The organism is Dapis hubbardiae BLCC-M172 (assembly GCF_050016015.1).
In the GTDB taxonomy this organism is placed as follows: Bacteria; Cyanobacteriota; Cyanobacteriia; order Cyanobacteriales; family Microcoleaceae; genus Trichodesmium.
Genome location: NZ_JBNHEQ010000054.1, coordinates 1 through 12854 on the forward strand (window position 1 = coordinate 1; position 12854 = coordinate 12854).

Here is a 12854-nt window from a genome sequence, read left to right on the forward strand (position 1 = left end):
AAACTTTATCTATTTCAGAGTAGGGGAGTAGGGGAGTGTAGGGACGTTTTGCTGCCCAACATGTTTGCGTTTTGCTTCGCACAACTCCGTTAACGCTGCGCGACATGTTTGCGCTAGCATTCCGAAGGAAAAAGCGTTAGCGCAGCTCCTCTGTAAGAGGCAGCATTCCGGAACGGAAAACGCATTTTTGCCTGTGCAACGTCCGTACCGGAGAAGCAAACATAAGAATAATTAACATTAAACTAGCGAAAACCAGCAAAAAAATAATTCTGATTGTATCGATCAGTTAATAACTGAAGTATCGCCCAAGTATAGCAATAATGCATGGGAATTGGTATAAGACGCACTCAAGACAGTCAAAAGTTAGATTTTATCGGCTCAAAACTTTTCCTTGCGCAACATGAAAGGTGCTACATTCATTAATTGATAATTACCTCAAGGAAAACTGCAACGGAATTGAATATCCTGAATTATTTAATTAATAACTAATAATTATTAATCATTCGATAATTTCAGGAAATTATTTCACATCCAAAGTTTGAAACTATTTGATTTGTAGCATTCTTTTTTTTGAAATGGAATAATTTAATTCCCTACTTTTAGAACAACTTATTTATAGGGAATTTTATCTCAATCAGAATGAGTTAATAACTCATACATAGATATAGCTGAATACTAACATTAACCAGCTATTAGCCTAAAAATTTGTACATATAATTAGGGCTTGCTGACTAAATATAAAAGCCTTAATAGATAAAAATTTTCGCCTTTTTTGGTCTGGAAAAAGTACGAAATTTTAGGTCATTTAGGTTCAAAAAGTTAGCATTTTTGGCTCAATATTACAGGAACAATTAAGTGATAATTCCTCCCACTACCTCCTCGCTCCCATACCCATTTATCCTGACTCCTAACTCCTACCCTTACTAAAAGACTTTATTCAGCAAACCCTAATTAGGTATCTGTTTGCGGAGCATTCCGGAACGGAAAAGCTTGGGTCTAAATCCCCGACTTCTAGCTTGTCGTTTAATTTTAGGAGAGGTTTAAATCTCCTTCTAAAAAAGCTGACCGCTGACTGCTGACCGCTTTTTTTAAAAGCTACTTGTATTTTCGATAAATTCATCTAAATCTGGCACATTTACCCAAGTACCAGTTAAATTAGATTCATGGGTTAAATCCATTAATAACTGAGAATAAATACCCTCTTTTAGAGATGGAACTACAGATTTTTCTGCCTCTATTGCTTGTACCCAATTATCAACTACTCGAATAAAAGGTGCAATTCTACCATCAGAATAAACTTTGGGAAAATCTAACCTTTCAGGAATATTTATTTCTGCTAAATTATCCCCATTTTGAGAACCCCAAACTTTAAACCCATGCACATAATCTTTTTGATTATTACTACCAACAATTAAAGTACCTTTACTACCATAAACTTCTACCCAATGACCACGCCCTTGATAGGTGACAGAACTAATACAAATTTGACAGGGAGTACCATCTGCCAACTCTAACATAATATTACAAGTATCATCAGCATCTACTGGTTTTAATTGGTCTCCTACAGTCGGATCGGGGCGAGTTTTAATAGAAGTATTAAGTTGTCCCCAAAGTTTTTTAGCAGGACCAAATAACCAATTAACATAATCAAAAGTATGGGAAGCGATCGCTCCTAATGCACCACCTCCTTTATCCTTTTGAGAATACCAATTCCAAGGACGATTTGGGTTAGCGCGACTTGATGCTAACCAATCAATTTTAATTAGGTGTTTATCCCCCACATATCCATCTGCTAAAATTTCGGCAAATAGTTGCCAAGCAGGAATATAACGAAACTCAAAATCCATAGTTGCTACACATTTATTAGTAGCAGCAATATGATATAATTCTTGAGCTTCTTCTACTTTTAAAGTTGTGGGTTTTTCTAACAATAAATGTTTGCCTGCGGATAATACTTGCTTTGCCATTTCATAATGGAGAAATGGTGGAGTTGAAATTGTTACAGCACTAACTTCAGGTAGGGAAATTATCTCTTCTATGGTATTACAAGCATGAGGAATATTATGATTTAATGCAATTGATTTAGCTTTTTCTAAATCTGGATTATAAACAGCTAATACTTCAGTTTTATGATGTGCTTGTAGACCTGGTATATGTACTTTTTGACCAAATCCTGTACCGATAACTGCTACGCCAATAGTTTGATTGTTCATTGTTTATTAAGAAGGATTTATTAATTGATAATTGATAATTGATAATTGATAATGAATACTTACAGTGGATTCCAGGTTGATGAAGTACGGTGGCACTAAATTTTTAAATAGTTTTTGAAGTATGGAATTAAATTTTCACTCAAAATTAGCAAATTTACTAGAATCATGGATAATTGATAATTGATAATTGATAATGAACAATGGATAATTATTTACAGCATATTTCGGGCAAATGATGTACAAGGTAAATGGCAAAAATATTGTATTGCGGGCATCTTGCCAGGGATGATTGTACCTCATAACAGTCGATAATGGATAATTGATAATTGATAATGAATAATTACAGCGAATTTCAGGTTGATGAAGTACGGTGGCACTAAATTTTTAAACAGTTTTTGAAGTCTGGAATTAAGTTTTCACTCAAAATTAGCAAATCTACTAGAATCATAGATAATTCATAATGAATAATTACAGCAAATTCCATGTTGATGAAGTACAGTGGCACTAAATTTTTAAATAGTTTTTGAAGTCTGGAATTAAGTTTTCACTCAAAATTAGCAAATCTACTATAATCAATGTACCTCATAACAGTGGAAAGCGCTGTATTAATAATAATTAATAATGGATAATTAATTATTAATTATTCATTATCCATCACCAAAAAATAAGGTTATTAGCCTCCCCTTTTAAGGGGATGAAAAAAATCAATTTAGTATTTTAATCCCGATGGTTTCCTACGGAATGCTGCGCAAATAGTCAGAGGTACTGATAACTGTTAACGCAGTTACGACCATAGGAGGCTAACTGTTAACTGATAACTGAAATAGCCCATTCTATTACTTGTTTCCCCAAGTTAACATTATCAAGTAAGTCAATTTCTCTAATTCCTGTCGGACTTGTAACATTAACCTCTGTCAGATAACCACCAATCACATCTATACCAACAAAATATAAACCATCCGCTACTAATTTAGGTGCTAAATACTCACAAATTTCATACTCCCTTTCTGTAATTTCTGTCTGAGCAACCCTACCTCCCACTGCCATATTTCCTCGAAATTCTTTGCCAGTAGGAATCCTATTTACTGCCCCAATAGGTTTACCATTCAACATAATAATTCGCTTATCTCCTTCTTTTGCTGCTGGTAAATAACTCTGAACCATCACAGGTTCTTGACCTTGTTTTGTACTAATTTCTATCAAGGAATTAAAATTTTTATCTGTAGGTTCTAAAAATAAAATTCCCTCCCCAGCTTTTCCACCCAAAGGTTTTAAAACTGCTGCTCCTTGTGACTCTAAAAATTCTCTAATTACCTGTTTATTTTGACTAACAATTGTGTTAGGAATTGCTTTTATAAATTGCAAAGCATACATTTTTTCATTAGCAGCGCGTAACCCTTGAGGAGAATTTATTACTAAAGTTTTTTCTGGATTAATATAGTCTAGAAGATAGGTAGTATAAAGATAAGGAATTGTTACTGGTGGATCTTGCCGCATAAATACAGCATCCATAGACTCTAATGGTTCCAGCATAGTTTTTCCTAAATCATACCAAGGGTTACTTGCCACCCAATGATTCTCTACCCTTTCAATTGGGATAAAATGTACCCGCTGAATTGTTGCCCAGGTTTGACTATCAATAATAGTTAGCTGATTAATTTCCGTTATCCAAACTTCGTGACCAAGTTCTTGAGCAGCTTCCATTAGTGCAACCGTGCTATCGTGAACTGGGTTAAGTTTGTCTATGGGGTCTATGATGAATGCAAATTTCATCTTTAATTTTGTTAATTAGTTTAAAATATTTTGAGTCATCAAGTAGGGGGAAATAATCATCTTAAAACAAGAATTACCCCTAAAAAATAATAAATTCCAGTAAAGTTTTTGTCTTACCGAAATTGATACTAAACTTCTAGAAGTTGATCTAGTTTCCCTTGAGCTTCTAGTCCATATAGATCATCACAACCCCCAATATGTTGGTCATTGATAAAGATTTGTGGCAAAGAACGACGGCCATTTGCTCTATTGGCCATCTTTTCTCGTTCTACCTCATCGCCATCTATAGCGTATTCCTGATAGTTTACTTGTTTTTTATCTAAAAGGGCTTTAGCACGAATGCAAAATGGACAACTTGACCAGGTGTAAATTTCTACGTTAGCAGACATAATGGATTACCCATAAATAATATTTCTTAACCTATTGTAATATTAATTGGTTAAATTTAGAGAGTAGGGATTCATTAATCGATAATGGATAATGGATAATTGATAATTACCTCTGGTTAAAACCATTCTTGATTGAATATCAGGAAATATTATTTCTTTATTTTCCCCTATCCAAGGGGAGGCTTTAAACCTGAATTATTTAATTATTAATTATTAGTAATTAATAATTCGGTAAGGATGAGAAAGTAAAGAATTGATGAATAATATCATATCCGGATAATAAACGAACAAAAAGTTTTTGTTTGTAGTAGGGCTTTAGCCCGAACTAAAGATAGGGCTGAAGCCCTACTACGAGCTTAGTTATAACTATTCAACCAGACATGATATAAGACTAGGATAATTGATTTAATTTTTTATTATTGGAGATGTCTATTGTTAAAAACAACAATTTCCCTTCTACCTTCTTCCCTCTTCCTTCTTCCTTCAAGAAGCAATAACATAATCAATAAGCTGCGCGAGTCGTTGACGCAAAGTTTCTAAACCAAGTCCCTGAGCAGCAGAAATAAATACCGCCATTGGATATTCTTCGTTAGCAAATCTTAAAGTATCTCCATCTACTTCATCAATTTTGTTAAAGGCAACTAAAGCTGGTCCTGGAGTTTCTGGCATTTCCGCCAAAATAGTCATCACAGAACGTATTTGACTTTGCCAAGCGGGATGAGATAGATCCACCACATGAAGCAAAGCATCTGCATCTGTCACCTCTTCCAGAGTTGCCCGAAAAGCATCCATCAGAGTAGGTGGTAGTTCGTGAATAAATCCCACAGTGTCAGTAATTACAATTGTAGTTGGTTTATTCGTAATAGCATCAGGAACAGTCAGGCGACGAGTAATAGGGTCTAGAGTAGCAAATAATTTGTCTGCTGCATAAACTTCTGAATTAGTAAGTGTATTTAATAATGTAGACTTACCAGCATTCGTATATCCAACTATTGCCACTGTTGGTACTTCTTGGCGCTGACGATGTTGCCGTAGACGGGAACGATGGGCTTGTAACTGATTAACCTCTTTCTGTAACCGAGATATTCTAGCATTAATTGCCCGACGTTCTGTTTCTAATTTAGTTTCACCAGGTCCTCTCGTACCAATACCACCACCAAGACGAGACATCGCTTCACCTCGACCTGTAAGACGGGGAATAGTATATTCTAGTTGAGCAAGTTCGACCTGTAATTTTCCCGCGCGAGATTGAGCGCGTTGGGCAAAAATATCCAGAATAACTTCGGTGCGGTCTACAACTCTAACACCAATTTTTGTTTCTAAGTTGCGTACTTGAGCAGGGGATAAGTCGCGGTCAAATACAACGAGGTTAGCTCCCACAGTTTGAACGCTCAAAGCAATTTCTTGAACTTTACCCTCTCCTACCACAGTTTGGGGATGGGGATGCGATCGCTTCTGATGTACTGTCTTTAATACCTGACCTCCAGCAGTATCAACAAGTCGAGCTAGTTCGGCCAATCCATCTTCAAATTGCTGATTAGTCATTTTATCTATTTTTAGCCCCACCAACAGCACTAAATCTTGTTCAGAATCAACTTCTTGAGCAATAAATTCTCGCTCAAATTCTGCTTCCAATCCATCAACTAAGTCGATAAAGTCTTGTTTGGCAAGCATATCCAGACTGAGAGGAGGCGACACGCTCCAAAAATTCAGCTCTTGAAGGTCTGTATTTTCACGTTCATGTGTAGGAATAGGTAATAGGTGAGCTAGATAAGTTTGTTTAATGTAACCTGTAGCACCTCCACCCCGACGTTTAAACCCTTCACCTGTGAGGGTCAGCATCACCAGAGCATCAAGTCGTTGAATTACCATTGCAGTCAAAGTACCTTCCGAAGGCACTTCTGCTTTCAGGTTAGTAGCGATACAACGAATACCACTCAGACGACCTGCACCATAACGGGGTAATTCCAGGGGCGGGATTTGGGTTTGGCGGGGTGTGCCAATTCCCACCCGGATAATTTGTCCCCTACGATTAATGTATACACAAACTGGTTGGCCAACTTCTGTACTGATAGAGGCGACTCTTTGGGCAAATTCAGAGGTAGTTAGGCGATCGCCAGGCACTCGCTGATGGTACAACCTTTGTAGTTGTTTAAGTTGGTTAGATTTTAGACCTTGTAGATTCCCGTAGATGGTTTCGATAGGCATTCCTAGCCACGTTCTTGTGGCCCCTCTATATACTACTTTTGATTATTATAAATATATAAATGTTTTATTATAGCAGTTCTATTTAAGTTTTGGTGGTAGGGGCGAATCGTGTTTGCGCAGCATTCCGCAGGAATTCGCCCCTACAGGACTCAGGAGTGATAATTTCAAAGGTTTTCACTTAAAACTAACTGTTATAAAAATTATCATAACCAATTTTAGGATTGCTAAATAATCAAAATTTTTTTCTTGCTTATGATATATCAAAAGATGATTTTATCGGACAAGTAACTATGTTTAATTTCTTAATGGAAAACTCTTCTCCACCAACTGTTCAAGAAATTGCTTTTGCTTTTCGTCGTTGGGGTTGGGTTGGTTTTTGGGTGCAAATAGTATTTGCTTTTATTCCAATTATTATTTTGATATTTGCCCTATTTTTTACTAATAATCCTGACTATACTAGACCAGGAAATTTATACATAGGAGAATTTTTAGCCTTTGGTTGTCTATCAGCACTGATTTTTACTATTTACTGGTGTTTTCGTTATGTAAAGTTATCTGAAAAGCTAGAAAACCCTCAGATGCGTCCTCCAAAAGCAGAGGTAATTCAATGTTTATGGATTGGGTTAATTGCTAATATTTTAGGAATGTTTTGTGCAGTAGTAGTTGCTATGGGTAAAGTAGCAACCTTGTTATGGCAAATGTTATCTATTCCCCAAGGAGCCTCAGTAATTAGCACTCCCGGTAGTAATCAAGCCATAATTAACAGAGGTACTTTAGTTGTACCCTTAGATATGGTAGGGGTACAAGCGATGTTAAGTACCATTGCTGCTGAGTTAGTGGGTATTATAGTTGCTTTGTGGCTTTTAGGTTTGGTTAGTCAACATCATTCTCACCATTCTTAAGCTTTTTAGGATCAATATCAAAAGTGGGTAACTCATCAACAGTAAAGCAAAAATCAGCAGATCCCATTTTTATAGTGTATAATCAAAAGTAAGTGGGGCAGAATATAAACTTCACTATAAAATGCTGTCAAGGGAAATACCCTTAAGGAAGTTCCGACTGCCGTAAAGGAGCATCGGAAAACTTTACTGTTTTGCTTCCTAACATAAAACCATGACATCAAAAGCGTAGTTCCTCAGTAGGAGGCAAGCGATAGCGTCAATCACGGGAGCATCACAGACAATTAAATCCTAGTTGACCGGAGGTGAAAAATATGACCGAAAGATTATACTTGTTAATTTCTGGCTCAGTTTTTGCTCTAGTTGGATTCTTTCACATAATAAGGCTCATCTATCAGTGGTCTATTCAAGTAGGAGTTTTAGGCATTCCACAATGGCCATCATTGTTAGCTATTGTATTTGCTGGCTTCCTATCAATCTGGGCTTTTCGTGTAGCTAGTCATCTTAGCAGTTCTCCTAGTTCTTCACTCTGAGTAATAAAGGAGATAAAATATTCCTTATCTCCTAATCTTTTTGGGTACATTTTACTAATCAGTTTTTAAGAACAAGTGGCTTTTTTAAGCATAGGCCACAACCTTCTAAGAGTCAGGGAGATAGCTTTAAAGGCAATTAAGGTTTTAAATCCTCTGGCTCTTTCTGCATTTTCAATTCCTGGCAAGTTAATCTCTACTCCTGATTCAGCCGCCAAGAGAAAACTTTCTTTAGCTTGAACTGTACTAAGTTTGATAGCCTTAATTTGTAAAAGCGTTGCACTGTCAGGGTTTTCAGCCATTGAAGCTTCTATTTTCGCGATCGCCTCAATCTGCTTATCAAAGTACCTAGTAATGCTTTGAACTTTTCTTGAGTTTCCATCACTAGAATATTTAACTAGTAGTTCATCATATTTGCGACCTAACTCTTTAGCGATTGGAGTAATCGGACGACATTTTGGATTAACTATTTTCAACCGACACCAAAGTAAAAGCTGACTTTTGGCTTCGGAGCTGCCAGAATTTCTGAAAAACTGCATATCTCCACTTTGGTGCTGTTCCTTTCCCATACCTAACCTCCGCTTGAAGGCAGCACGACTGGAAAATCTAGTGAGTGGAAAAATTTGAATTAGGATAATAGCTCGGAGTTTGTAGTTAAAGTCAAACTCATTAAATACTAAATTATAGTTTTTGAAAACTTCACTATTAACTAACTGAATTAACTTTGAACGGTATTGAAATTCTAACTCGTGTACTTGGCAAAGTAATCCACTAAAATCCTTAGTAAACTGAGAAATTTCTACACCATATCTAAGCAAACAGCTTTTAGAATAATTATTTTTCCAGGTGTTGCTTTGCCTGACTTTAGTCCTAGGATAGTCAGCCAACCAAACAAACAAAGGCTTAAGACCGTCTATCTTAGAATTTTCAGAGTCAGCATTAGCAGCCTCTGGGAATTCTTCAGCTAATTGTTGCCTAGTCCTATTTATCAAAGGTGATTGGATTCTGAGTAAAGAATTTATCTGATAATACAAATTTCTAATTTCAGCAATCGGATTAGGTTGGAAATCTAAAAAACATTCACTCTGTTCCCAGTGATTCCAAGTGTAAGCAGCTAAAGCCAAAGCATCAGCTTGGTCGTTTTTATTTGGCAATCGCTCCGACCGCCGAGTAAATACTGATTCTTGATGACCTACCCACTTAACCTCAACACCAACATATTCAGCAACAATCGCCCAAACTTTAGCATAGTGAATACCAGTAGGCTCCAGCACTAGAGCATCAGCTTTAACTTTTGCCTTTGCTAAATCGTGATTACCTAGTAGATAATTTTCAAAATCTAGCAAACTTAATTTATTGGCATGAAAAGTCAAGGGGTCTGGCTTAGTCTTAGAAAACTTTCGTTTTTCATTGCTAAATATTTGTCTCAATTTTCCTGGTTGTTGGACTAACTCCCAACAAACTAGAGAAGACTTGCAAACATCCCCGCCGATAATTCTCATATTAAATTTTCAAGGTTCTGTGTATCTTGGGTTTTAGCTGTTTCAAACTGGTTTCAATAGTCCAGGAATCACCCGAAATTTGTGACAATCAATTCACTCTTAAGACTTCTACCAGCTTAAGTCAGAAGCAAGGTAAACCCATGAAGAACTAAAGTCAATTGCTGACCACTTCTCACTTAAGGTTTGTGCCTTGCCTCTGACCTAACAATCGCGATGTGACTCGCAACCGACGGTTTTGGGAGCTACCCTCGACCGCAACTCCCAGGCGTGGAAGTTTCTTGAGAATCTCACTCAGACATTTTCACCCGTTCCTGGTGAAGTGCCCTAACAATTAGTTAGTCATCAGGCGGTTTATCTTGTTCGTGGTTGTATTAATAATGTATAAAGCATATCGCTACAATTGCTTGCGTCATAGATAATTACAACATTATTATTCCAAAATTCAATAAGCTTGCTTTTGCAGCCTTTTATTTCTTCTTTTAAAAAAGGAATTTCTCTATCAAAAGCTAAATAAATAGCAGAAGGGTTATCACTGTAACAACTTGAAATGCTAATTAAATAATCTAAGTTTACAGCAATACTATTTAAGCCTTTTGCGCGATAAAACTTAAATTCAAAAAAATGTTTATTTTCTATTTTAAACAAAGACAAATCCCAACCTTTTCTTTCATCTTGTTTTTAATCCTTTTTTTCGGGTAATAAATAATGTATGTCTTCTGTCAAATGCGGAAATTTGACAGTTAAATTTGTTCTTAGTTTTAAGAACAGTTTTCTAGTGAATTGCGTGCGAGGAAATTTGTCCAACCACAAACTTAACCCCTTGCACAGATAATAAATATCTAGGAGAGATAATTCAAAACAAATAGGTTGGGCTAATGCGATTTTTTCAAATATTTTACGCTGTTTTTTACCTTTTTCCATGACGGTAAAGCTTTGACGTACAAGGAATACATTGATTTTAGGGTGTAGCATTTTTGTATCGAGGGGGCGATCGCTCCCTTCTTTGTATCGAGGAAAATTTTACAGAGACTTTTAGGGGCAATCCGCGCCATTGGACTATGGTAAGTTTACCCATATCCGGTAGTAAATCTCGTTTATGCGGAGGCATTGTCCTGTCTGGTAGGGGTTGTTGTGGGGTTAGCAGAACTCCTAAGTCAACCTCCAGGACATCAAAGTCATAAGGGTTTGAACGGGTTAGCTCATCAACCCTGTCTGTCCTAGCTAAATGTCCAGTTGATGGAACTAATTTAGAAGTTTCTTCCAAAGTGCTGGAACTTTTTTCAGTTTTTGCAACTTCTGCAACTTCCACAACTTCTACATCTATTAAGGGAGTAGGCTTTAAAGGTTTTTGGTTTTCTTTTTCGGCGATCGCCTCACTAATAGCTTTAATTATTGGCAGATTAGGATAAGTATAATCTCCGTAAGCCTTCTGCCAAGTGTCATGGCGTCTCAAATCGCCATACTTTTCCTTAATCTCCAGGTGAGAAATCCCCCGGTCTGCGAAAAACTTCCGGTATTGTCGAACCGTTTGAGGTTGTGTCATAATTATTACCTAATTCTTTGTTGCTTTCGTTGACTAAATCTTGGACATCCTGTACCCAATATTCTAATTTTTCTTCATCTACTTCTGTAATTTCATCTTCGTTGGTAGGCTCGGTTTCTGGCAATTCCGAGCCTAAATTTTTATCACTTAAATAATTTTCAACTATTTCCTTCAATAGTTTTTGAGTAGACTTGCCTTTTTTATGAGCTTTTTCTGCTAATTTCTCCCAAACATCTCTGGGCAATTTTGCAGTAGCCATTGACTCAGAAATTTCTCCTACAATATTTCTTTCTATGAAATTAGCTGTTAAAGGTTTTTTCTGTTTTCTAGCAGCGTTTAATACTTCTTTCCAGTTTTCTCCCATATCTGGTTTCTGCTCCTCTACTTTCTTATTAGATTCTGCAAAGCGAACAGCTTGACTGACATTATCTGGCAATTCTGTAAATCCTTGCATCAACAATCCCCAAGAAATTTGAGCAGCTTTAATAGTATTTTTTGCCCAAATATAAGGCTTTTTAATTCCCTGTTCACAGTATTGCCTGAAGGTTTTAAACCCTCTACCTTGATAAGCTTTAAACATTCTAAAAGACTGCAAATAAATGCCTTCTTTAATGTATGAATATCTAGCTTCAATCATTTCTAATTGTTTTTGGGTTATGTCTTCAGCCTTTCTTAGCCAATGTCTTTCTAAAAAGCAATCACAAAAAGCTTTTTCAATTCGGACAGCCCAAGATGGAAGATTATCGGCTGTACAGGTCATTTCAAAACCATGAGCTAAAGGTTTCTTAGCCATTTTTCTTATTAAAATCTTAGTTAATTATTTTAAGGAAGGAAACTGGGCAGTAAAGGAGAATGCCAGTCAGTTTCCGGATTGAAATACCGTTTCTATGTCAGATAAGAATAACTGTCATTATCCTTGTTATTGGGAACGCTTCACAATGATTGGCCTTGGCCTCACCTCCTGATGTATGTCCGTCGTGTCAAGCTGTTTTTTTGCTTATATCAATATTGTAATGCAGATAATTTAAATTGTCAATATCTGCGTTATAATATTTACATTACAAAATGCTACACTAAAGGACAAAATCACATGAGTGTACAAAATGAAAAAAGCAAAACACAAGCAACACGGAGAGATGAAGGATACTTCAGTGACAGTAAGAGTAACCTCAACAGCAGCGCAGGGACTAATGAATCAAGCGACTACTCTGGGGCTGAGTCGGTCAGACCTGATGGAGAAAATCGGTCGAGGGGAAATAAAATTAAAAGTTTCGTCAGCGCAACAGTTGGGAAACTTATTGACCGCCTAATTCAATCCTGGAAAGACCGCAAAAAAGAAGCTGTAGACTGCCTAGAATGGTATAACAGCCAAGCAGATAAGTGTGATAAGGAGATTGAGCTTTTAGAGTTGATGAAGGTGGAACTTGCCCAAACTTTAGCAGAAGAAGAATAAAATCAGGGTGCCACCTACAGCAATGTAGGTGGTAATTTTATGCCATGAAAATCCTACATCAACAATTTGCCAAAATTACCGCTGGAGAATTTACCGGGAAAATTTTCCAACTTAACCACTACCATCAACACCTACACGTTGCTTACTTCCCTGGACCCCCTGAGCAACTAATAAGTATTAATGACTTAAAATTAATTCTCCTACCTTTTCCCTACTGGAGAACCCAAGGAGAGGGAATGGTAATTTTCACTGAGCATCCTAATAGTAAAAGATGTGATACTTTACCCTATGGGGAGCAAATTTCCTTATCAGCAAACAGGATATTAAAGCTCAAAACTCACATC

The 12854-nt window shown here is 36.7% G+C and carries 13 protein-coding genes; 5 read left to right on the plus strand and 8 right to left on the minus strand.

Going from position 1 to position 12854, the window contains the following annotated elements; all coding sequences use genetic code 11:
* Nucleotides 1-1088 precede the first annotated feature (1088 nt).
* On the minus strand, nt 1089-2213 hold the full coding sequence (locus ACP6PK_RS05610) for a Gfo/Idh/MocA family protein (protein WP_094678868.1): 1125 nt from the start codon (nt 2211-2213) through the stop codon (nt 1089-1091).
* A 180-nt stretch (nt 2214-2393) separates the two neighbouring features.
* On the opposite strand from ACP6PK_RS05610, the gene ACP6PK_RS05615 reads away from it, so the two are divergent.
* A complete protein-coding gene (locus ACP6PK_RS05615) occupies nt 2394-2525 on the plus strand; it encodes a hypothetical protein (RefSeq protein WP_256386713.1) in 132 nt (43 codons plus the stop codon).
* A 495-nt stretch (nt 2526-3020) separates the two neighbouring features.
* Here ACP6PK_RS05615 and gshB read toward each other — a convergent pair whose 3' ends face one another.
* From gshB to hflX, 3 genes are all read right to left on the minus strand, one after another.
* Nucleotides 3021-3986 (minus strand): glutathione synthase, encoded by a 966-nt coding sequence (gshB, locus tag ACP6PK_RS05620; RefSeq protein ID WP_426558498.1) that lies wholly within the window; start codon nt 3984-3986, stop codon nt 3021-3023.
* Nucleotides 3987-4114: 128 nt separating this feature from the next.
* Nucleotides 4115-4375: a glutaredoxin 3 gene (grxC, locus tag ACP6PK_RS05625; RefSeq protein WP_094678872.1), complete on the minus strand. Its 261-nt coding sequence runs from the start codon at nt 4373-4375 to the stop codon at nt 4115-4117.
* A 483-nt stretch (nt 4376-4858) separates the two neighbouring features.
* Entirely contained in the window at nt 4859-6583 is a 1725-nt protein-coding gene (gene hflX, locus ACP6PK_RS05630) for a GTPase HflX (protein ID WP_426558500.1), read from the minus strand.
* A gap of 221 nt (nt 6584-6804) precedes the next feature.
* Here hflX and ACP6PK_RS05635 point away from each other — a divergent pair, with 221 nt between their 5' ends.
* Nucleotides 6805-7485 carry a DUF3611 family protein gene (locus ACP6PK_RS05635; protein WP_426558502.1) on the plus strand — a complete coding sequence of 227 codons (681 nt, stop codon included), beginning with the start codon at nt 6805-6807 and terminating at the stop codon, nt 7483-7485.
* Nucleotides 7486-7796: 311 nt separating this feature from the next.
* On the plus strand, nt 7797-8015 hold the full coding sequence (locus tag ACP6PK_RS05640) for a hypothetical protein (protein ID WP_426558504.1): 219 nt from the start codon (nt 7797-7799) through the stop codon (nt 8013-8015).
* 65 nt (nt 8016-8080) lie between these two features.
* Here ACP6PK_RS05640 and ACP6PK_RS05645 read toward each other — a convergent pair whose 3' ends face one another.
* The 4 genes from ACP6PK_RS05645 to ACP6PK_RS05660 all read right to left on the minus strand — a co-directional run bounded on the left by ACP6PK_RS05645 (nt 8081) and on the right by ACP6PK_RS05660 (nt 11850).
* On the minus strand, nt 8081-9514 hold the full coding sequence (locus tag ACP6PK_RS05645) for an IS110 family transposase (RefSeq protein ID WP_426558506.1): 1434 nt from the start codon (nt 9512-9514) through the stop codon (nt 8081-8083).
* 351 nt (nt 9515-9865) lie between these two features.
* The gene (locus ACP6PK_RS05650; protein ID WP_426558508.1) at nt 9866-10159 is read right to left on the minus strand and encodes a hypothetical protein; all 294 of its coding nucleotides are present in this window, start codon (nt 10157-10159) and stop codon (nt 9866-9868) included.
* A gap of 313 nt (nt 10160-10472) precedes the next feature.
* The gene (locus tag ACP6PK_RS05655; protein WP_426558510.1) at nt 10473-11057 is read right to left on the minus strand and encodes a hypothetical protein; all 585 of its coding nucleotides are present in this window, start codon (nt 11055-11057) and stop codon (nt 10473-10475) included.
* Nucleotides 10984-11850, minus strand: a complete 867-nt coding sequence (locus ACP6PK_RS05660; RefSeq protein WP_426558512.1) for a hypothetical protein — start codon at nt 11848-11850, stop codon at nt 10984-10986. Before ACP6PK_RS05660 ends, ACP6PK_RS05655 begins: the two co-directional genes overlap by 74 nt.
* A gap of 297 nt (nt 11851-12147) precedes the next feature.
* Here ACP6PK_RS05660 and ACP6PK_RS05665 point away from each other — a divergent pair, with 297 nt between their 5' ends.
* Together ACP6PK_RS05665 and ACP6PK_RS05670 are read left to right on the plus strand one after the other, a co-directional pair.
* Nucleotides 12148-12510, plus strand: a complete 363-nt coding sequence (locus ACP6PK_RS05665) for a hypothetical protein (protein ID WP_426558514.1) — start codon at nt 12148-12150, stop codon at nt 12508-12510.
* Between the two features lie 44 nt (nt 12511-12554).
* Nucleotides 12555-12854, plus strand: a 300-nt coding sequence (locus ACP6PK_RS05670; RefSeq protein WP_426558516.1) for a hypothetical protein, incomplete at its 3' end; no start/stop codon positions are given.

Bases quoted from the DNA above. Each gene is read 5' to 3' on its own strand.
- grxC (WP_094678872.1), bottom strand. From the start codon at position 4,375: ATGTCTGCTAACGTAGAAATTTACACCTGGTCAAGTTGTCCATTTTGC.
- ACP6PK_RS05660 (WP_426558512.1), bottom strand. From the start codon at position 11,850: ATGGCTAAGAAACCTTTAGCTCATGGTTTTGAAATGACCTGTACAGCC.
- ACP6PK_RS05645 (WP_426558506.1), bottom strand. From the start codon at position 9,514: ATGAGAATTATCGGCGGGGATGTTTGCAAGTCTTCTCTAGTTTGTTGG.
- ACP6PK_RS05640 (WP_426558504.1), top strand. From the start codon at position 7,797: ATGACCGAAAGATTATACTTGTTAATTTCTGGCTCAGTTTTTGCTCTA.
- ACP6PK_RS05665 (WP_426558514.1), top strand. From the start codon at position 12,148: ATGAGTGTACAAAATGAAAAAAGCAAAACACAAGCAACACGGAGAGAT.
- hflX (WP_426558500.1), bottom strand. From the start codon at position 6,583: ATGCCTATCGAAACCATCTACGGGAATCTACAAGGTCTAAAATCTAAC.
- ACP6PK_RS05610 (WP_094678868.1), bottom strand. From the start codon at position 2,213: ATGAACAATCAAACTATTGGCGTAGCAGTTATCGGTACAGGATTTGGT.
- ACP6PK_RS05655 (WP_426558510.1), bottom strand. From the start codon at position 11,057: ATGACACAACCTCAAACGGTTCGACAATACCGGAAGTTTTTCGCAGAC.
- gshB (WP_426558498.1), bottom strand. From the start codon at position 3,986: ATGAAATTTGCATTCATCATAGACCCCATAGACAAACTTAACCCAGTT.